At 48.6% G+C, this 19,539-nt stretch carries 21 protein-coding genes; 12 read left to right on the forward strand and 9 right to left on the reverse strand.

The annotated features are described in order from the left end of the window. Positions 1–3 precede the first annotated feature (3 nt). Together fmt and def (OEZ43_01875) are read right to left on the reverse strand one after the other, a co-directional pair. Complete coding sequence (gene fmt / locus OEZ43_01870) at positions 4–942, reverse strand: methionyl-tRNA formyltransferase (GenBank protein ID MDH5544306.1); 939 nt, start codon at positions 940–942, stop codon at positions 4–6. Positions 943–945: 3 nt separating this feature from the next. Next, complete coding sequence (gene def, locus OEZ43_01875) at positions 946–1,449, reverse strand: peptide deformylase (GenBank protein ID MDH5544307.1); 504 nt, start codon at positions 1,447–1,449, stop codon at positions 946–948. A 202-nt stretch (positions 1,450–1,651) separates the two neighbouring features. Here def (OEZ43_01875) and OEZ43_01880 point away from each other — a divergent pair, with 202 nt between their 5' ends. The 9 genes from OEZ43_01880 to OEZ43_01920 all read left to right on the forward strand — a co-directional run bounded on the left by OEZ43_01880 (position 1,652) and on the right by OEZ43_01920 (position 11,856). Beyond that, positions 1,652–2,716: a LysM peptidoglycan-binding domain-containing protein gene (locus tag OEZ43_01880; protein ID MDH5544308.1), complete on the forward strand. Its 1,065-nt coding sequence runs from the start codon at positions 1,652–1,654 to the stop codon at positions 2,714–2,716. A gap of 84 nt (positions 2,717–2,800) precedes the next feature. Continuing rightward, positions 2,801–3,910: a DNA-processing protein DprA gene (gene dprA / locus OEZ43_01885; GenBank protein MDH5544309.1), complete on the forward strand. Its 1,110-nt coding sequence runs from the start codon at positions 2,801–2,803 to the stop codon at positions 3,908–3,910. A gap of 12 nt (positions 3,911–3,922) precedes the next feature. Further along, the gene (locus OEZ43_01890) at positions 3,923–4,402 is read left to right on the forward strand and encodes a DUF494 family protein (protein ID MDH5544310.1); all 480 of its coding nucleotides are present in this window, start codon (positions 3,923–3,925) and stop codon (positions 4,400–4,402) included. A gap of 67 nt (positions 4,403–4,469) precedes the next feature. Next, positions 4,470–6,770, forward strand: coding sequence for a type I DNA topoisomerase (gene topA, locus OEZ43_01895; GenBank protein ID MDH5544311.1), 2,301 nt, complete (start codon positions 4,470–4,472; stop codon positions 6,768–6,770). A gap of 77 nt (positions 6,771–6,847) precedes the next feature. Then, on the forward strand, positions 6,848–8,671 hold the full coding sequence (gene typA / locus OEZ43_01900; protein MDH5544312.1) for a translational GTPase TypA: 1,824 nt from the start codon (positions 6,848–6,850) through the stop codon (positions 8,669–8,671). Positions 8,672–8,739: 68 nt separating this feature from the next. Next, positions 8,740–9,261 (forward strand): amino acid-binding protein, encoded by a 522-nt coding sequence (locus tag OEZ43_01905; GenBank protein MDH5544313.1) that lies wholly within the window; start codon positions 8,740–8,742, stop codon positions 9,259–9,261. A gap of 6 nt (positions 9,262–9,267) precedes the next feature. Further along, positions 9,268–9,768: a peptide deformylase gene (gene def, locus OEZ43_01910; GenBank protein MDH5544314.1), complete on the forward strand. Its 501-nt coding sequence runs from the start codon at positions 9,268–9,270 to the stop codon at positions 9,766–9,768. Then, positions 9,765–10,265, forward strand: a complete 501-nt coding sequence (locus OEZ43_01915) for a YchJ family metal-binding protein (protein ID MDH5544315.1) — start codon at positions 9,765–9,767, stop codon at positions 10,263–10,265. Before def (OEZ43_01910) ends, OEZ43_01915 begins: the two co-directional genes overlap by 4 nt. A gap of 118 nt (positions 10,266–10,383) precedes the next feature. Further along, positions 10,384–11,856, forward strand: a complete 1,473-nt coding sequence (locus OEZ43_01920; GenBank protein ID MDH5544316.1) for an Ig-like domain-containing protein — start codon at positions 10,384–10,386, stop codon at positions 11,854–11,856. On the opposite strand, the gene OEZ43_01925 is transcribed toward OEZ43_01920, so the two are convergent. From OEZ43_01925 to plsY, 6 genes are all read right to left on the reverse strand, one after another. Continuing rightward, on the reverse strand, positions 11,853–12,278 hold the full coding sequence (locus OEZ43_01925; GenBank protein MDH5544317.1) for a copper chaperone PCu(A)C: 426 nt from the start codon (positions 12,276–12,278) through the stop codon (positions 11,853–11,855). The two genes, OEZ43_01920 and OEZ43_01925, sit on opposite strands and share 4 nt — an antisense overlap. A gap of 4 nt (positions 12,279–12,282) precedes the next feature. Then, complete coding sequence (locus OEZ43_01930; protein MDH5544318.1) at positions 12,283–12,915, reverse strand: SCO family protein; 633 nt, start codon at positions 12,913–12,915, stop codon at positions 12,283–12,285. Positions 12,916–12,926: 11 nt separating this feature from the next. After that, on the reverse strand, positions 12,927–13,373 hold the full coding sequence (locus OEZ43_01935) for a hypothetical protein (GenBank protein ID MDH5544319.1): 447 nt from the start codon (positions 13,371–13,373) through the stop codon (positions 12,927–12,929). A gap of 2 nt (positions 13,374–13,375) precedes the next feature. Continuing rightward, positions 13,376–13,939: an SPOR domain-containing protein gene (locus OEZ43_01940; GenBank protein MDH5544320.1), complete on the reverse strand. Its 564-nt coding sequence runs from the start codon at positions 13,937–13,939 to the stop codon at positions 13,376–13,378. A gap of 3 nt (positions 13,940–13,942) precedes the next feature. Continuing rightward, on the reverse strand, positions 13,943–15,706 hold the full coding sequence (argS, locus tag OEZ43_01945) for an arginine--tRNA ligase (protein MDH5544321.1): 1,764 nt from the start codon (positions 15,704–15,706) through the stop codon (positions 13,943–13,945). A 119-nt stretch (positions 15,707–15,825) separates the two neighbouring features. Then, on the reverse strand, positions 15,826–16,425 hold the full coding sequence (plsY, locus tag OEZ43_01950; protein MDH5544322.1) for a glycerol-3-phosphate 1-O-acyltransferase PlsY: 600 nt from the start codon (positions 16,423–16,425) through the stop codon (positions 15,826–15,828). 69 nt (positions 16,426–16,494) lie between these two features. On the opposite strand from plsY, the gene folB reads away from it, so the two are divergent. Further along, positions 16,495–16,851, forward strand: coding sequence for a dihydroneopterin aldolase (gene folB / locus OEZ43_01955; protein MDH5544323.1), 357 nt, complete (start codon positions 16,495–16,497; stop codon positions 16,849–16,851). After that, positions 16,851–17,345 carry a 2-amino-4-hydroxy-6-hydroxymethyldihydropteridine diphosphokinase gene (gene folK, locus OEZ43_01960; GenBank protein ID MDH5544324.1) on the forward strand — a complete coding sequence of 165 codons (495 nt, stop codon included), beginning with the start codon at positions 16,851–16,853 and terminating at the stop codon, positions 17,343–17,345. Before folB ends, folK begins: the two co-directional genes overlap by 1 nt. On the opposite strand, the gene OEZ43_01965 is transcribed toward folK, so the two are convergent. Next, positions 17,342–18,091, reverse strand: coding sequence for a pteridine reductase (locus tag OEZ43_01965; GenBank protein MDH5544325.1), 750 nt, complete (start codon positions 18,089–18,091; stop codon positions 17,342–17,344). The genes folK and OEZ43_01965 overlap by 4 nt on opposite strands. Before the next feature lie 65 nt (positions 18,092–18,156). Between OEZ43_01965 and OEZ43_01970 the strand changes: the two genes are divergently transcribed. Beyond that, entirely contained in the window at positions 18,157–19,350 is a 1,194-nt protein-coding gene (locus OEZ43_01970; protein MDH5544326.1) for an SAM-dependent methyltransferase, read from the forward strand. Positions 19,351–19,539: the final 189 nt, after the last annotated feature.

Below are 19,539 nucleotides of genomic sequence, written 5' to 3' on the forward strand. Positions count from 1 at the left end.
GGCCTACGTTAAGACTTTGCCGCTAACGTCGTTAGCGTTCAGAAAGCTCGCCACATCAACCGGTTTTTTACCCGGCATTTGAATCTGTAATAACTGCAACACGCCATCGCCCGTGGCGACGTCAAACTGTTTTTTCGATGAAGCCAGAATAGTTCCCGGTGTAGCAGTCGACGCTGACGATACCGCCTTCGCCTGCCAGATACGCATAATCTTTTCGTCCAGATTTGTTTGAGCAACCGGCCAGGGGTTGAAGGCGCGGATCAGTCGCTCTATCTCAACTGCAGGCTTTTGCCAATCGATAGTCGCCTCAGCCTTGTCCAGTTTTTTCGCATAATTGGCCAGCGCGTCATCCTGACGTTCGCCACTCACGCCACCCAGAACTAATCGATCGAGTGCAGACACAATTGCCGAGGCACCGATAGACGCCAATCTATCGTGCAGAGTCTGTGCATTATCATCCGCTTCAATCGTGCATTTAACCTTGAACAACATATCACCGGTATCGAGCCCGACATCCATTTGCATGATGGTGATACCGGTTTCCCTGTCGCCGGCCAATATCGCTCTTTGAATGGGTGCAGCTCCCCTCCAGCGTGGCAACAATGATGCGTGAATATTCAGACAACCCAGTCGCGGCGTTTCTAACACGGCTTTGGGCAATAACAATCCATATGCGGCAACCACCATCACATCGGCATTTAATGCAGCGAGTTCCTGCTGCGCCTGCTCGTCTTTTAAACTCACGGGTTGATAGACGGGGATGCCGACATCCAGCGCAACCTGCTTGACCGCGCTTGGCGTGAGTTTGCGTCCGCGCCCGGCGGGTCGATCGGGTTGGGTATAAACCGCAATGACTTCATGCCTGGAACCCAGTATTGCCTTTAGCGCTTCGGCAGCAAATTCGGGGGTCCCGGCAAATATGACTTTCAGGCTTTCCTGCATGGTTTACATCGTGCGGCGACGCAGTTTTTCCATCTTCTTCTTGATGCGAATCTGCTTAATGGTGGAAAGATAATCAACAAAGACCTTGCCTTCGAGGTGATCCATTTCGTGTTGAATACATACGGCGAGCAGGTCATCGGCTTCCAACTCAAAAGGTTTCCCGTCACGATTCAATGCGCGCACCTTTATTTTTTTAAACCTATCTACATTTTCGTAAATATTGGGCACCGAAAGACAACCTTCTTCAGCGGTAGCCGTGCCTTCGTGTTCGACAAGTTCTGGATTGATAAAACACATTGGATTGCTCTTGTCCTCGGTAACATCGAGAACCAACACCCGCTTATGTACATTCACCTGAGTTGCCGCCAAACCAATACCCGGGGCGTCATACATGGTCTCCAGCATGTCATCCACCAACTGCCGAATATTGTCATCGACCTCAGCCACCGGCTCGGCGCGTGTACGCAAACGTGGGTCTGGAAAGTGCAAGATATTAAGAATCGCCATTATTTATCCGCTAACTAATAAAGTAAGCCCGAAGGGAATCCTTTGCCAGAAGAGCGACTTTCAAACACTTGGTTAGTTTCCCTCGAAAGTGTAAGTGAAACGCGAGAACAAAGTTTACCATATGGGCCGTTTTTCAATCGCGCGATAGTATACACTTTTAGCAACAAGACTCGTGCCGGATTTGGATCACAGAGATAACACCATGAAACTAATACGTTTAATCCTGTTTATTGGATTGTGCCTGAGCATCGTTAGTTCCGTCCACGGGGCGGACGAGATTGTACTCAAAGATAAGCATCCTAGCAGCTATCAGGTGAAACGTGGCGACACACTGTGGGAAATCGCCTCACGTTTTTTACGTGATCCATGGCGCTGGCCCGACATCTGGTATGTAAACCCGCAAATACACAATCCCCATGTCATCTACCCCGGTGACGAAGTGGTTCTCACCTATAAAGACGGAAAACCACGCCTGGAATTGCGACGCGGCGCCAGCCACAACGGTCTGCGCATCATTAAACTAACACCTGAAATCCGCAAGCAGGAGTTATCGCGCCCCATTCCGACCATACCCATCGACGCCATACAACAGTTTCTATCTCGTCCAAGAATCATTACCAGGGATGAGGCCAAACACCTGCCTTATGTAGTCTCCAGTCAGGACGCCCATCTGGTTGCGGGGAGTGGGGACAAAGTCTATGCCTCCGGCATCTTACCCAGTGAAAATAACCGCTACACCATCATTCGTTCGGGCCAGACATTTCGCGATTCTGACCGAGGAAAGAACCGAGTTTTAGGGCACGAGGCGATTTATGTCGGAGAGGCATTGGTAACCCAGTATGGAGATCCGTCCACTCTTGAAGTAACTCAGTCCGAACGCGAAATCTTACGTGGCGACTTGCTGATTCCTGCCACAGCACAACAATTGGATTATAATTTCGTACCGAACGCGCCCATTGACCAGGTTCGCGGTCAAATCATTGCCGTAGTTGACGGAGTTTCAAGAATCGGCCAGTATCAGGTGGTCGTGATAAACCGGGGCACAAGCCATGGTATGGACAAAGGCCATGTACTGGCTGTCTACCAAACTGGCACTACCGTTCGTGACACAGTGCGTGAGGGAATATTCGGTAGCGGCGATGTCACCTTGCCTGACGAAAGAATTGGGTATTTGATGGTATTCCGCCCATTTGAAAAACTCAGTTATGCATTGGTGATGAAGGCGACTCGCGACATGCAAATTTACGATATGGTCGTTAACCCATAGGCATCCTGTAGTAAATACATCCTACAAGATGAATTAGGCCGGGATGCCTGATTAAAAAAACAAACGAAAAAGAAGAAGAAAACAATGGAACTGAAATTCTCTCTCGCGCTGCTGCGCGTTTCTGGTATTGGCCCTGTTACCTTCAACCAGTTGGTGGAAAAAGCAGGTTCAGCTGAAGCGGTATATGAAATGGCCGCAACCACCGATAATCCTCTGCAGCTCAGCCCAGCGATATTATCGTCATTGAATGAACCAGACTTCTCTGACCTCGAACCCGTTCTGGAATGGTCAGAGCAGGAAGAAAATCACATTCTCACTCAGCAACACCCGGACTTTCCCTATCTCCTGCGACAACTTCCAGATGCCCCGCCCCTTCTTTATATAAAGGGCAGAAATGACATCCTACGAAGAAATCAATTAGCCATCGTTGGCAGTCGGAACCCGACACATGCTGGACGTCAAGCAGCATTCGAGTTTGCAGAACAGTTGGCCCGTTGTGAACTAACCATCACCAGCGGATTGGCCCTGGGAATCGACACCGCCGCCCATGAAGGTGCACTAGCGGCACAAGGACATACTATCGCGGTCATGGGTACTGGCCTCAAACGCATCTACCCAGCGAGCAATCGCCAATTGGCTCACCGCATAGCCAGCGAAGGTGGCGTATTGATATCCGAATTCCCATTGGATGCGGGACCGGCACGAGAGCATTTTCCACGTCGCAATCGCATCATCAGCGGCATGAGCCTTGGCACACTCGTAGTTGAAGCAGCGCGTCAAAGTGGCTCACTCATAACCGCCCGCCTGGCTGCGGAACAAGGTCGAGAAGTATTCGCTATGCCGGGCTCCATACACAATCCGCTCGCCCGCGGCTGCCATGCCTTAATCCGAGAGGGCGCGAAACTGGTTGAGACCGCCCCAGACATATTGGAAGAAATTTGCGGGAAAATTGGGATAACCCCGGCATCTAATCAACATGACCTTCTAATGGAAGGGGAAAATAATCCCCCATCTACTCTTGATAAACAGTACCATTCTGTTTTAACTTGCGTCGGTTTCGAACCAACGGCTGTCGACACGGTCGTAATCCGTAGTGGATTGCCTGCACCCCAGATCTCCTCGATGCTTTTGGTCCTTGAATTGCAGGGTTTTATCCAGGCCCAAACTGGCGGACTCTACTCCCGCATCAAATGAAAGGCTAAAAAAATGAAAGAAAGTGTTCTCGATGTACTGATGTATTTGTTTGAGAACTACCTTGATGACGATGAAGAAATCACAGCAGATCGCGACATTTTGAATACCGAATTAAAACAAGCCGGCTTCGGCGAGATGGAAGTGGAAAAAGCGCTTTCCTGGCTCGAAGATCTGGCCAGCTTGAAAGAGTCAGGCTTTAAGTCCAATTTGCGGGATATACACGCGTTTCGCGTATTTACCGAACAGGAAGTAAAAAAACTAGACCGCGAATGCATCGGCTTTTTGATGTTTCTCGAACAGATCGGTGTGCTAACCCATGCCACCCGTGAGATGGTCATAGACCGCGTGATGGCGCTCGATAGCGGCGAAATCGACCTCGATCAACTGAAGTGGGTCATCCTGATGGTGCTGTTCAATCAGCCCGGAGAAGAGGAGGCCTTGGCATGGATGGAAGACCTGGTGTTTGACGAACAGGTAGGTAATCTGCATTAATGTCACCTTGCCATTATTTTCCAAACCACTGAAACGATAAGTTAATTAACGAGTTAATCGACAATACATGGGAAACAGTCTCGTCATAGTTGAGTCACCGGCCAAGGCCAAGACCATCAAAAAGTACCTTGGAAAAGGTTTTGAGGTGATGGCTTCCTATGGCCACGTGCGCGATCTCTTGCCGAAGGAAGGTGCCGTGGATGTCGATCACGACTTCCAGATGACTTATGAGCTAGTCGAAAAAAATAAAAAACACGTCGATGCCATCACGAAGGCGATGAAGAAAGCCGACACCCTTTACCTCGCAACTGACCCTGATCGCGAAGGAGAGGCCATATCCTGGCATCTGCATGAAATTCTGAAGGGCAAAAAGGCGCTCAAGGATAAAGAGGTGCATCGCGTCGTCTTCCACGAAATTACAAAACGTGCGATCAAAGACGCAATTGAGCACCCGCGCGAATTGTCTACCGAATTAATCAATGCCCAGCAGGCGCGTCGCGCACTCGACTATCTGGTGGGTTTCAATCTTTCACCGCTGCTGTGGAAAAAGATCCGTCGCGGCCTGTCCGCCGGGCGCGTACAAAGCCCGGCATTGCGCATGATTGTCGAAAGAGAACTGGAGATTGAAAAATTTATCGCCCAGGAATATTGGACGATAGAGGCAGACCTGAACACGCAAAAACAGGATTTTTCGGCCAAGCTCTTCCAGTATGGCGAAGAAAAGATTCAGCAGTTTAGCGTCACCAATGAGAAAGACGCGAAGAAGATCGAAAAAGACGTTATAAAGAAGGCCGGCGGAAAAATGCTGGTCACCAAGGTCGAGAAAAAGCAGCGCAAACGCAACCCGGCCGCGCCTTTCACGACATCTACGCTACAACAGGAAGCTTCCCGCAAACTGGGGTTCAGTGCACAGCGCACTATGCGCACCGCCCAACAACTCTATGAAGGTGTGGATATCGGTGAAGGCGAGATCGGTCTGATCACCTACATGCGTACTGACTCAGTCAATCTTTCCCAGGATGCTGTGGCTGAGATTCGCCAATATATCAGCAAAAAGTTTGGCGCAGACAATGTGCCTGAGGAAATACGCGCATACAAAACCAAATCGAAAAACGCCCAGGAAGCCCACGAGGCGATTCGTCCGACCTCAGTAGATATCGAACCAGAGGCCATCAAAAAGCATTTATCACCAGACCAGTTCAAACTGTATAGCCTGATATGGAAACGAACCGTTGCCTGTCAGATGATACATGCCACACTAAATACGGTCAGCGTGGATCTTACGGCTGGCGATGCCATCTTTCGTGCAAATGGTTCTGTGATCGCTATTCCTGGATTTATGGCGGTTTACCAGGAAGATGTAGACGATGCCAAAAAAGACGATGACGAAGGGCGAATATTGCCGCCAATGGAAGAAGGCGACACCGTCGACCTAAAGCAGATTCGCCCTGAACAGCATTTCACCGAGCCTCCACCGCGTTACACGGAAGCGAGCCTGGTAAAATCACTTGAAGAGCACGGCATTGGTAGACCTTCAACCTATGCATCCATCATCTCGACCTTGCAACAGCGTGAATATGTCGAAATGGACAAAAAGCGCTTCATCCCTACCGATGTGGGGCGCATCGTCAATAAATTTTTGACCGAACATTTTACCAATTACGTCGACTACGACTTTACCGCCCGCCTGGAAGACGAGCTTGACGCTATATCCCGTGGTGAAAAAGAATGGGTGCCATTGATGAAGGGTTTCTGGCAACCCTTCAAGCATCTCGTCGACGATAAAACCGAAAGCGTCGATCGCAAAGACGTTACCCAGGAAATGATCGACGAGAAGTGTCCCAAATGTAATGAGCAATTATCCATACGTCTTGGTCGCCGCGGTCGATTTATCGGTTGTACCGCCTTCCCCGAATGCGACTACACCCGCAATCTCAGCGACGATGCAGAAACAGCGGAACCCGAGATTGTCGAGGGTCGAAAATGTCCTGAATGCCAGTCTGATTTGATTATTCGCCAGGGACGGTACGGGAAATTCATCGGTTGTAGCGGTTACCCCAATTGCAAGCACATCGAGCCTCTCGAGAAACCCAAGGAGACCGGCGTCGAATGCCCGGAATGTCACAAGGGTGAAATGCTTCAACGCCGCTCTCGCTACGGCAAAGTCTTTTATTCTTGCTCGAGATATCCAGATTGCGAATATGCCGTATGGAACGAACCTATCAACGAACCCTGCCCCGAGTGTCAGTGGCCTATGCTCACTATCAAGACCACGAAACGCAAGGGAATGGAGAAAGTCTGTCCTCAAAAGGACTGCGGCTATGCTGAACCCCATGAAGATACTGAGGAATCTGAGGCTGACGGCTAATAATTTGCAATCCCGCTAGCTCTGTAATCCCGAAATCTGTACAATTCGCCGCCACATTCACCCAGGCTCTACCGTCAATGGACAAAATCGAAAATCTTAGAAATATCGCCATCATCGCACACGTCGACCATGGCAAGACAACCCTTGTAGATCAGATGCTTAAGCAGTCTCAGACCTTGGATGCACGCACCCAGCTCGAAGAAAGGGCGATGGATTCCAATGATCAGGAGAGGGAACGTGGTATCACAATATTGGCAAAACCCACTGCCATACGCTGGAACCAGTACCGCATTAATATCGTTGATACTCCTGGACACGCGGATTTTGGTGGCGAAGTAGAACGTGTTTTGTCGATGGTGGATTCGGTTCTGCTTCTGGTCGATTCAGTTGACGGCCCCATGCCGCAAACTCGCTTCGTAACCGAGAAAGCCTTAAGAAGAGGGCTACACCCGATCGTTGTTATTAACAAGATTGACCGCCCCAGCGCCCGCCCGGAATGGGTACTAGACCAAACTTTCGATTTATTCGACCGCCTTGGCGCCACCAACGAGCAACTTGATTTTCCAGTCGTGTACGCATCAGGTCTGAACGGTTTTGCTGGGTTAGACAGTAGCATTCGTTCCGGAAATCTTGATCCTTTGTTCCAGACCATTATTGACAAGGTTCATCCACCGCAAGTCGAAATTGAAGATCCTTTTCAGTTACAGGTTTCCCAGCTCGACTACAACAGCTACGTGGGCGTTATCGGTATAGGCCGAATTGCTCGCGGACGCATTAAACGCAATACACCTGTGGTAGTCGTGGACAAAAAAGGTAACCGCCGCAAAGAACGTGTACTACAAATTCTTGGATTTCTCGGTCTGCAAAGAATTGAGGTAGACGAGGCACAGGCGGGTGATATCGTCTGCTTTACCGGGATTGCGGATCTAAATATATCGGATACTTTGTGCGACCCGGATGCCGTAGAGGCATTGGCCCCGCTTTCAGTAGATGAACCTACTGTCAGCATGACTTTCCAGGTAAATAATTCTCCCTTTGCGGGCAAAGACGGCAAATTCGTCACTTCACGCCAGATCCGGGAACGACTCGAACAGGAATTAATTCATAACGTCGCTCTGCGCGTTGACGATACCGGTGACCCAGACAAGTTTCGCGTCTCAGGTCGCGGGGAATTACACCTGTCGGTATTGATCGAAAACATGCGCAGAGAAGGTTATGAATTAGGCGTTTCCCGCCCGGAAGTAATTACCCGCATGGTTGACGGCGAAAAACACGAACCGTTTGAGCAATTGACGGTTGATGTCGAAGATCACCACCAGGGCACCATTATGGAACGCCTTGGCGAGCGCGGCGCAATGATGCAGAACATGCAACCCGACGGAAAGGGTCGCGTACGCCTCGATTTCATTATTCCATCACGCGGACTGATCGGTTTTCGCACCGAATTCCTGACTGCTACTCAAGGTACAGGACTTATGTTCAGCGTGTTTGACCACTACGGCCCGGCGAAAGTCGGCAACTTTGGTCAGCGCAAGAATGGGGTACTGATCTGTAACGCCCCAGGAAAGGCGCTTACCAACGCCCTGTTTAATCTACAGGAGCGTGGCCGTATGTTTTTGAGTCACGGTGATGAAGTGTACGAAGGCATGCTTGCCGGCATACATTCCCGCGATAATGATCTGGTGGTCAATGTCCTTAAGGCCAAGCAACTGACCAACGTGCGCGCGGCGGGTACAGACGAGGCTCAGATTCTGACACCGCCTATCAAGCACACACTGGAACAGGCGCTTGAATTTATCGACGACGACGAATTAGTAGAAGTAACACCAAATCACATTCGCCTGCGCAAGAAAATTCTTAGCGAATCTGATCGTAAACGCGCCTCGCGCAGCAAGGAATAAGACCTGTCGGCTGCCAACTCCGGTCATAAATGGTAGAGTAACATCCACGATTGACTCAGGAGATTTTGATGGCAGCCTGGTTTATGATCACCCTGGTTGGCGAAGACCAGCCTAATATTGTTGCCTCGGTGACACGTGCCTTATTTGAGGCACAGTGTCATTTAGGCGAGACCTCAATGATACGCCTCGGGGGTAATTTCACTATCATGATGATGGTGAAATACAACGGCGAGGAAGACGGTTTGTCACAACTACTGCAACCGTTATCCGATAAGCTACACCTTCGTCTCCACGTTGATCCCATCACCGGACATTTACACCAGCACAGACAGCCGGACGTGCGTATCTCTGTTTTCAGCGCAGACCGTCCAGGCATCGTCGCCAAGGCAACCGGTAGTCTTGCCGATGCTGGACTGGATATAACTGATCTAGAGTCAGACGTAGGCGGCTCCGAAACAAAACCTATCTATATCATGCATATCGAAGGCGTGGCTAAAAACGGAATCGACGCACTAGAATCAGCGGTTGCTGACATCCGTCAAAACGGTATAGATGTCACCCTTACGCCTATTGAGTTGATGATCGGGTAGCAATAGATGGCTGTAAAGGAGATTCTGACCTACCCCGACGAACGCCTGAAAAGACTCGCGGAAAAAGTCGAACGTTTTGATAGCGAGCTACGCGATTTGATCGCTGACCTTGAGCAAACGCGGCAGGCAGGTCCAGCGGCTGTTGGAATTGCAGCGCCGCAAATTGGTTATAACAAACGTATTGTCATCGTTGATGTGTCCGGTCGGAAAAAAACGCACAACCATGGATATCTCGTTCTCGTTAACCCGGAAATTACCGAATGGGAAGGCTTCGAGGTAGGACGGGAGGGCTGTCTATCAGTGCCTGACTACACCGGCAACGTCATCCGTGCCGAGAAAATCTCTCTGCAGGCCTATGATCCCCAGGGAAACACCATCAAAATAGAAACGCATGGCTTTGAGGCAAGGGCCATACAACATGAACTCGACCATCTTGATGGTTTACTGTTCTTAGATCGCCTGGTGAGTCGACGCAATGACCTTTTCGAACGGAAAAATTACAAATGAGTGAGGAAAAAAATCAGGCTGAACTCTGTCCTTGTGGCAGCAAAAAGCCCTACGACAAATGCTGCGGCCTTTATCACACTGGCGAGCAGCACCCGGCAACAGCTGAGCACCTTATGCGTTCTCGTTACTCGGCATTCGCCAAGAACGACTTCGACTATCTGAACAGATCCACCCATGAAAGCGCCGAACAATATGACACCCCGCATAACCGACAGCTATATAGCCAGTTTGAATGGGTAGGATTAGAGATACTGTCGACCGAAAAAGGCACCATTGATGATAACGAGGGTTATGTAGACTTCGTCGCTAGCTATCGCGTTGGCGGCGGCGATCACACGATTAGGGAAAAAAGCTACTTTCGTAAACAAGGTGGGCGCTGGTTATATTTCAGCGGCAAATCACTTCAAGCCCCTAAAAAGAAGGATGAACGTGTTGGGCGTAACGATCCATGCCCCTGTGGAAGCGGTAAAAAATATAAAAAGTGTTGCATGAACTAAACAGGGCTTAAATTCTTATCTATACTTCATATTGGCTCAACGAAGGCCAAATATACTCGGCTAACACTAATAAGAAGCTATAAAAACAATAATATAAGATTTACATGGAGGGAAGACCATGAAAACAGGCCTATCAGGCACGGTTCTGCTGTGGCTCATTTTCCTTGTCGCCTGTGGCGGCGCATCCCCAAATTTTGGTGACAAAACAGGCGATGCCAAACAGATAGCATTAATCGCCAGCTCCTATCCTCTAAACGGCGACCAAAATGTACCTGTTAGAACGACACAGATAACAGTGAGCTTTGCTATTGATATAGCCCCCGAGACCGTCAGCCAGGAAAACATTCACTTGATGCCGGGCGAAGGGTCAAACATGCATATCTTGACGTCCACGGGCGAAGAGATCAGCTCAGAATTCTATGACAGAAAAGACATGATTAGCGGACATGTGTTTTATAGCCCAGCCGATCGTACGCTGACGTTTAGGCCTGCATCCCCACTAGAACACGGCACCACGTACCATATTCATATCCAGAATCTAAAGCAGCTTGATGGATCGCCACTGGCCACAGGCGCCGACACAGTACAGTTTTCTTTCACCACCGAACACAGAATGTTGGAGCGCGTCAACTTTTACACGAAAGACGACAACGATGCTGATATCATCAACGCGTGGCGTGAATTCAGCTACCGTGGTGACAAGTCTCTGGAAAAAGAAACCATCATAAAAGCCAGCGGCAAAATCAACACTGTCACCGTGTATTCGCAGCTCATGCCCGGCGGTGCGTTCGCAAAAGCTATCGTCTATGAGGGGAACCAGGAATCTATCGCGCATTACACGATGGAAGTGAAAGATGAATTCGGTAATGTTGTAGGCGAAGGGCGCATAGTAGACCCCGGCCCTGATGGCGTCTGGGGAAACAGTGATGATTTACTCAATAGATACACTCGTTACACACATCATCACAATTCTCATACCGAAGTTAGCGTTTTCCGCGTTGCGGATCGCTTACAACAGATAGGCATCACGTCAGCGCCCTGGAGCCAAAGAGAAACCAGTTTTGAAATCACGATAAGTTACCTGATTGAACAGAATGGTCCTCTGTTTGAGCACCGCACAATTTTCTATAGCGATTTAGGCATCGAAAACAAAATCGACCTGGACAAAAACGGTAACCCTGCACCTGTTGACGACGTTGTGACTGGGTGGCGAAAAAGGGATTTCAATAACGATAGTGGATTGCGTACACATCTTTGGACACTACAAGGCAACTTTGACAGCGAGCTCAAACGCAAAACCCCCGAGCTTTCGGAAGCTTTATTCACAGAAAACAATAAAGTAATGCACATGACAAACTATGAATACATTCCTTTATCCATCAACCCGTCGCAATCATTGTTAATAAAAAGCTCAAACTTCGATGGACCTGGTGACGACAAAGACTGGTTAACTTACCAGGACAACCATGTAATCAGTTATGAGGAGTATGAATATGATGTAAACGGGTATTTACAAAAACAAAAGGTATATCATGTTAGCGATGAGGGCGTTGCCAACCTGAAACAGGAATATATCTACAAAGTCTACTAACGACGAACCTGCATTTCAAACATCAGTGTTCCGCCGTCTACATCTGTGATACTAAGCTGCACACTGTCACCATCGCGCAAGTGTTTGCGCGGCTTTTTCAACATCAAATGTTTGCCACCCGGTTCAAACTCGATCACTTCTCCCGGTGCCAGTTCAATCTTTTCCAGATGCTTCATGCGCATCATACCACCTTCTAAAACCGTCGCATGAAATTCCACTTGTTCAAACGAACGACTGCTGATTTGACTCAACACAAGCGATCTATCAGAAACATTTTTTAGTTTTACATAACCGGCCAGTGCTTTTGCATTTGGTGGTGCTTCGCGAACCCAGGCGTTTGTGACTTCAAGAGCCAAAGACCGGGCGCTTGCAACACTGCATAAAACACCGAATAGAATTAGCACACTGATAATGCTACGCATAATATTAGCGATAATAGTCCGTAACCAGACGAAACGCGCGCGTCACTCGTTCAACATCATGGGGAGGCAACACATATGCGCGTTCACGCCCGAGAGGATCGATGAAATAAACGGAAGCTCCATGATTGACAATGTAGTCCCCGGTACTCATATCGCCTTCGTAGTCGTAGATGACCCCCAGAAGCTGAGTCAGCTTGTCGATTTCAGCTTTTTCGCCAGTAATGCCGATGATGTTCTCATTAAAATAATAGACAAAATCATTCATAACATTAACGGTATCGCGCAACGGATCAACCGTCATAAAAACAAATTGAGTTCCCTCTGGCAGACCTTCTTGCTTATACATTTGATCCATGACGCGCATGCTATTTGGGCATACGTCAGGACAATTGGTATATCCTGGAAACAACACTGTCCATTTGCCTAACAGATTTTTCCTCGAAAATATTTCGTCTTTATGAGTCGAGAGCGCGAATTCGCCGATGTCCGCTGGAGGGGAGTCGATAATTACCCCTTTTAAATCCTCTGGCAGCGCCAACTTCGGAGGTTCAGATTGGATTGCCGAAAAGCCGAAATAAATCAATCCAAACCCGGCGATCATCAATACAAGCGCGATCTTAATATTTGTCTTGATCATAATGAGGTGACCTAGCGTGTTTGGTGCAACTTTGCCAGCTTACTGGAATCCATCTTATAGCTGAAAATACGCAATGGCTCATTACCGGTGTTTATTTTATGAATTATCGTAATCATTTCCTTGCCCAGCCCATTTTCATACTTCGTGACATATTCATACATATAAAACTGTCCACTAAAGCGCATATCATTGAGCTTATTTTTCAGGCGAAACGATTCCATTTTCCCCATAATTCCACTGACATCTTGAAAATATTTGTCCCACTCAGAACGGCCTTTTACTGAAAAGAATTCATCATTTACCAGGGAATACAGGGTTTCGTAGTCTTGGGCCTGCAAGGCCTGCATGAAGTCCTTGGCCAGTTTGTCGGCGACGGCGTCTTCCGGTGGCGGAGTGTTATTACAAGCGCCCAGAACCAGCACCAATACAAACATCAAAAACAACTGAACCGCTTTCATATCTATCCCCTTACTTTGAGTAACAAGGTCTCAATATCGTTGTCGATCAAAAGATCACGAGTACTATTCAATTGGGCCAGATCATCGAAAGGACCAATTTGTACTCGGTGCCAGATTTGATCTCCGTCAATTTTTGCAGAGACGATTCTGGAAACAACGCCCAATAACGCCAACGTCGCTTTCCGTTTATCCGCATCAGCCATATTTTTAAATGAACCCGCCTGCAACACGTACACCCCAGGCGTTGCAATTGGCTTTGCGGTTGTTTTCTTATCTTGTTCCTTGCCTGATTCTTCAGGGACAACGACTTCAAGCTTGGGCAACAATTTGTAAAAATCGTAATCAAAAGCACGCTGTTGTTGATCTTCCTTTTGCTCGAGTTTGAGCTGATCTTTAAGCGTCGAACTCGTGCCGCTCGTCGACTGACCTCGCAAAAACACAAGAAAAGCGATAAACAGACCTATGAGCAAACCTGTCGCCAGCCATAACCAGCCAGGAACCGTTTTTCGTTTCGTCATTTTTGGTGTTGCACCACGCTTGCGCGTGTTCTTTGTGCTCGATGCCATGTCTTACATAGCCTCAGGTGCCGACACTCCAATCAATGCTAAACCGTTGTGCAAGACTTGTCTGACAGCAGTTACCAGACAGAGTCGAGCGTTGCGTAATGACTCATCTTCAACGATGAATTTATGTGCGTTGTAATAGGTATGCAAACCATTGGCAAGTTCGCGCAAGAAATGAGGAATCTGATGCGGCTCATAATTCAATGCGGCCGCCTCAACCACTTCCGGATATTTACCTAATAGCGTAAATAAATCCTGCTCATGGGATTCTGTCAGCGAAGAGATCGCAGATTGCCCTGCTACGCTGTCATAGCGAATACTTTTTTCATCAAGTTCACGAAACACGCTGCAGATACGCGCATGCGCATACTGTATGTAGTAGACAGGATTATCGGAGGATTGCGATTTGGCGAGATCCAGATCAAAATCCAGATGCTGTTCACATTTACGCATAATGTAGAAAAATCTCGCCGCGTCGTTGCCAACCTCGTCCCGCAATTCGCGCAAGGTAACAAATTCGCCGCTGCGCGTGGACATCTGCACTTTTTCACCACCTCGATACAGAATAGCAAACTGCACCAGCAACACTTCCAGATCATCCGGATTTCTATCAAATGCCTGAAGCGCGGCTTTTACGCGCGCGACATATCCGTGGTGATCCGCACCCCAAACATCGATGACCTTATCAAAACCGCGTTCCAGCTTATTCAAATGGTAGGCGATATCGGAAGCAAAATAGGTTGTCTGTCCATTGTCGCGCATAACGACGCGATCTTTTTCATCACCCAACGCGCTTGAACCAAACCATAGCGCACCATCTTTTTCATAGACGTGACCGCTATTTTTGAGTTTTTCCATGGCGCGACTTACCGCGTCGGAGTCCATCAAGGAGCGCTCGGAAAACCATTCGTCATAGGTTACGCCGAATTCAGCAAGATCTTCGCGAATGTCAGTCAGGATATTGTTTAATGCAGCGCCGAAAAACACATTGTAACCACTATTCCCAAGCAGTGCTTTTGCTCGTAAGATCAGTCCGTCGATATGCTCTTCCTTGTCACCGCCCGGCTGACCTTCGTCGGGATGAACACCTTCGATAATCTCATCAAAGGAAAAGCGGTATTCCTCACCATGTTTTTCGTAAACCTGGCGCGAAATATCACGAATATAGTCACCCTTGTATCCGTTAGAAGGGAATACCAACTTATCACCGCACAATTCCAGATAACGTAGCCAGACCGAAGTACCCAGTATATCCATCTGTCGACCGGCATCATTTACGTAATATTCCTTGTGTACGTTGTAGCCCACAGCTTTAAGAAGATTCGCGACCACCGCACCATATGCCGCACCGCGTCCATGCCCAACATGTAGGGGACCGGTAGGATTTGCCGAAACAAACTCAACCTGCACCTTTTTACCGGCGCCGACAGAGCTCTTGCCATACTCACTGCCCGCCTTGAGAATTTGTGCTATCAGATGACTATGCGCGTCGGGATTCTGGAAAAAATTGATAAATCCTGGTCCCGCAATTTCAACTTTAACCACCATGGATGAAGTAGGAAGCGCGCCAATAATCAGCTGTGCAATGTCGCGCGGTTTCTTCGCTGCCTGTTTGGCAAGCTTCATCGCGATATTGCAGGCGAAGTCCCCATGGCTCTTGTCCCGGGTACGTTCTATGGTAATTTCCGGTATAGCATCAATATTTAGATCGCCCGATTGTTTGAGCGAATTCAGGGCCTGAGTGACCAGATCAACAATTTGCGTTTTCAAGCGTGCTCGTACTCGCGAGTTTGGAAAAAAGGGCTGAAATTTTACCGTCTGGCGAAGGAAAAAACGAGGACAAAGCCCAAATCACATGAAATTTAGACTCTCCTGCGGGAGGGACAGGGTCAGCTTTCCTTGTTTCCCGCAATCCGGCCTTCCTTGCCAGAAACCAGATTCTGGATATTTGAACGGTGACGCCAGATAAGCAAAATAGTGATAAAGATGTTCATCCACAGGTATTCGGGCACATCGACAAAATACCACATATATACCGGTGTCAAAGCTGAGGCCACCAGGGCCGAAAGTGACGAAATACGGAACACTACGGCCATAACTACCCAGGTGACCAGCGCTGCCACACCAACAGGCCAGCTCAATGCTAACAACACACCCAGGGCCGTAGCCACGCCTTTACCGCCTTTGAAGCCGAAGAAAATGGGATACAAATGCCCCAAAAACGCTGCCACTCCCACTAAGGCCATGCTGGCATCAGAAACAATAAAAGGCTTGGCCAGTAAAACAGGAATCACGCCTTTGACCGAATCACCTAACAAGGTAAGCGCTGCCGCCTTTTTTCCACCATAGCGCAATACATTGGTTGCGCCTGGATTTTTCGATCCAACGTTACGCGGATCAGTCAACCCCATAGCACGGGCCACAATAATGGCAGTTGAGATTGAGCCTATTAAATAGGCACCTGTAATAAATGCGATATCTAGCAGCATTGGGGATTCGGCTTTCGTTGAAACAGGATTCGGATTATAGTGCCACTTTTGTCACAAGTCGCGAACACAATGGATATTATCTTCATAACAGAGCTAAAAATCCAAACCATCATTGGAATATATGACTGGGAAAGAGAAATAAAGCAAACCATCAGCATAGACCTTGAGATGGGCACAGACATAAGAAAATCCGCGCAAAGTGACGCGATAGAGGACACGCTCAACTACAAGAAGGTGGCTAAGCGCATTATCAGTTATGTCGAAGGCACCAGTTTTGAATTGGTAGAAACGCTGGCGGAGAACATCTCCGATCTGGTTCGCGAAGAATTCAAAGTGCCGTGGCTGCGCCTAAGGCTCGCTAAACCAGGTGCCGTACGTGGTTCAAAAGAAGTTGGTGTTCTGATTGAGCGTGGGGAACGATCCTAATGGCCGATGTTTTCGTCAGTATCGGCAGCAATATCAATCGCGATCACAATATTCGCGGCGGATTAAACGCTTTGCGCGAACATTTTGGCGAGATAACCCTATCTCCCGTGTATGAAAGCCTGTCCGTCGGTTTTGATGGCGAAAATTTCTATAATCTCGCGGCTAGTTTCCAAACAAATTTGACCATCGATGAACTCGGCGAACTTTTCGACCAAATTGAAGATGCGTATGGTCGTGATCGTAATAGTCCTCGATTCAGCGCTCGAACGCTGGACATCGACTTACTGCTTTACGACAGAGTCGTAAGCAAAAACCACTGCATCCTTCCTCGTCCAGAAATCTATGAAAACGCCTTTGTGCTTAAACCGCTGGCAGATATCGCCGGAAACCTCACAGATCCACTTAAAGACAAGACCTATCAACAATTGTGGCGTGAATTCCAGGGCGGTGAAAAACAGGAATTGTGGGAAATCAACATCGATTTAAATCCTTAGTGACTCAGAGAACGCCCACCATCTACCGCCAGTATCTGACCAGTTACATATCCTGCATCACGCACCAAATACATTGCCGCCCTCGCGATATCCTCGGGATCTCCTTTTCGTTTTAAGGCGGTTCTGGAAACGATGTCTGCCTTAGCCGCTTCATCTATACCTTCAGGCCACAGGATTGCCCCCGGAGCGATAGCATTCACACGAATATCACCGCCAAGCTCTCTGGCTAACGCCTTCGTCATCATCACCAGACCGGCCTTGGCCATGCAATAAACTGGATAACCCTTTAATGGCTTGTCAGCGTGTATATCAACGATATTGATGATTACCCCATGCCCTTTGCGTAGATAAGGTGCGGCAGCCTGGGACAGAAAAAACGGTGCTTTTAGATTGCTGGCAAACAAATCATCCCACTGCTGCACCGTGACCTTACCCAAGTCTGTTGGGTAAAACGTAGACGCATTGTTCACCAATATGTCGAGTCCACCCCAGACAGCTGCGCTCTGATCAATAATCGATGACAAAAGGCTCGTATCGTTCAGATCACCACTGACCGTTGTCGCGCTGCCCATACGCTGATTATTGAGCTCATCAGCAAGATCCTGAGCCGCCGTAGCGGAATGTCGATAATGAATGACGACACGCATGCCTGCCGCATGAAAATGCCGTGTCATCGCTGCGCCAACGCGGTGGGCAGCCCCGGTAATCAACACGACTTTGTCCTGTAGCGATCCTGTGTGAGACATAATACCTGCCTGTTTCGAGCCAAACTGATGTTAAACTAGCACAAATTTCAACCAATAGAAGTTTCATGTCACTCCCGGATTTCACTCAACTGCCAGCACCAGACGCAGAAGAACTGGCCATCAATAGCAAACTAAATCAGCAGATTCGAGACGAGATCAGCGCCAGTGGCGGCTCTATCAGCTTCGAACGCTTTATGGCCATGGCGCTATATACCCCGGGATTGGGGTATTACGTCAATGGCCGACGCACCATAGGCGTCGGGGGAGATTTTGTTACCGCACCGGAACTGACGCCCCTGTTTTCACATTGCCTCGCCCGACAAATCCAGCAGTTGGCCAAAGAGATCGGGCCAGGTTTTACTGTGCTGGAATTTGGAGGGGGAAACGGGACACTAGCAGCCGAATCATTGGCCTGGCTGGCCGACCATGGCGGACTCCCGGACAAATACTTCATACTGGATGTTAGTCCTTACCTCAAAACGATTCAGCGCGAACGCATACAGAATAAGGTGCCGCAACTCCTGGACCGTGTCGTATGGATATCAGAAGTGCCTGACAAGTTTCGGGGATTAGTCATCGCGAATGAGGTATTGGACGCCATGCCTGTCGAACTGATCCGACTTCATCAGAACGGCACCTATACGCAGATGAGGGTAGCAATTGAAGGAAATCAGTTTACCTGGCTCGAAGCCCCGCTGAACGATCCAACAATTACGGGTATCGCACAGGAACTCACCTCCACATACAGAGACCGTCTGGTAGACGGCTATCTCACCGAAATTAACCGCTATGCCCAGGGCTGGCTGGAGATGCTTGCGGAAAAACTCGACCGGGGGGCCATCATTCTCATCGACTATGGCTATCCTGCGTCCGAATGGTATATCCCGGACCGCTACCAGGGCACACTGATGTGTCACTATCGCCACCGTGCCCATTCCAATCCCCTAATTTTGGCTGGATTACAAGACCTTACGTCCCACGTCGACTTTTCTGCCATCGCCGAATACGCCAGCAATGCAGGCCTGGCGGTCGCTGGATTTAGTAACCAGGCGGGTTTCCTCATTGGCTGCGGCCTGGAATCGCTACTGCAGAATATTGATGCCTCCGATACCCGCAAGTTTCTGGAGGCCAGCGCACCTGTAAAGCGCTTGATTCTCCCTAGTGAAATGGGGGAGTTATTTAAAGTTGTTTCCCTTACAAAAAATATACACATCCCATTGTTAGGTTTTCAGGCCGATAACCGTCTGGATAGACTGTAATTCTCAGAAATACCAAATCGATACCATTTTTTTTGTCACTTTTTGTGTAAATTTAACACAATTTTTTCGATTCACTGCCGACAAATATCTGAGAGAAATCCAGGCAAGAAACCACTAGAAAGCAATGGAACCAAGCCAGTCATCAACAACAAAACTGTCTAGAACGTATCCAAAATCGGTACGTCGAAA

Source organism: Gammaproteobacteria bacterium, assembly GCA_029881255.1.
Lineage (GTDB): Bacteria > Pseudomonadota > Gammaproteobacteria > S012-40 > S012-40 > JAOUMY01.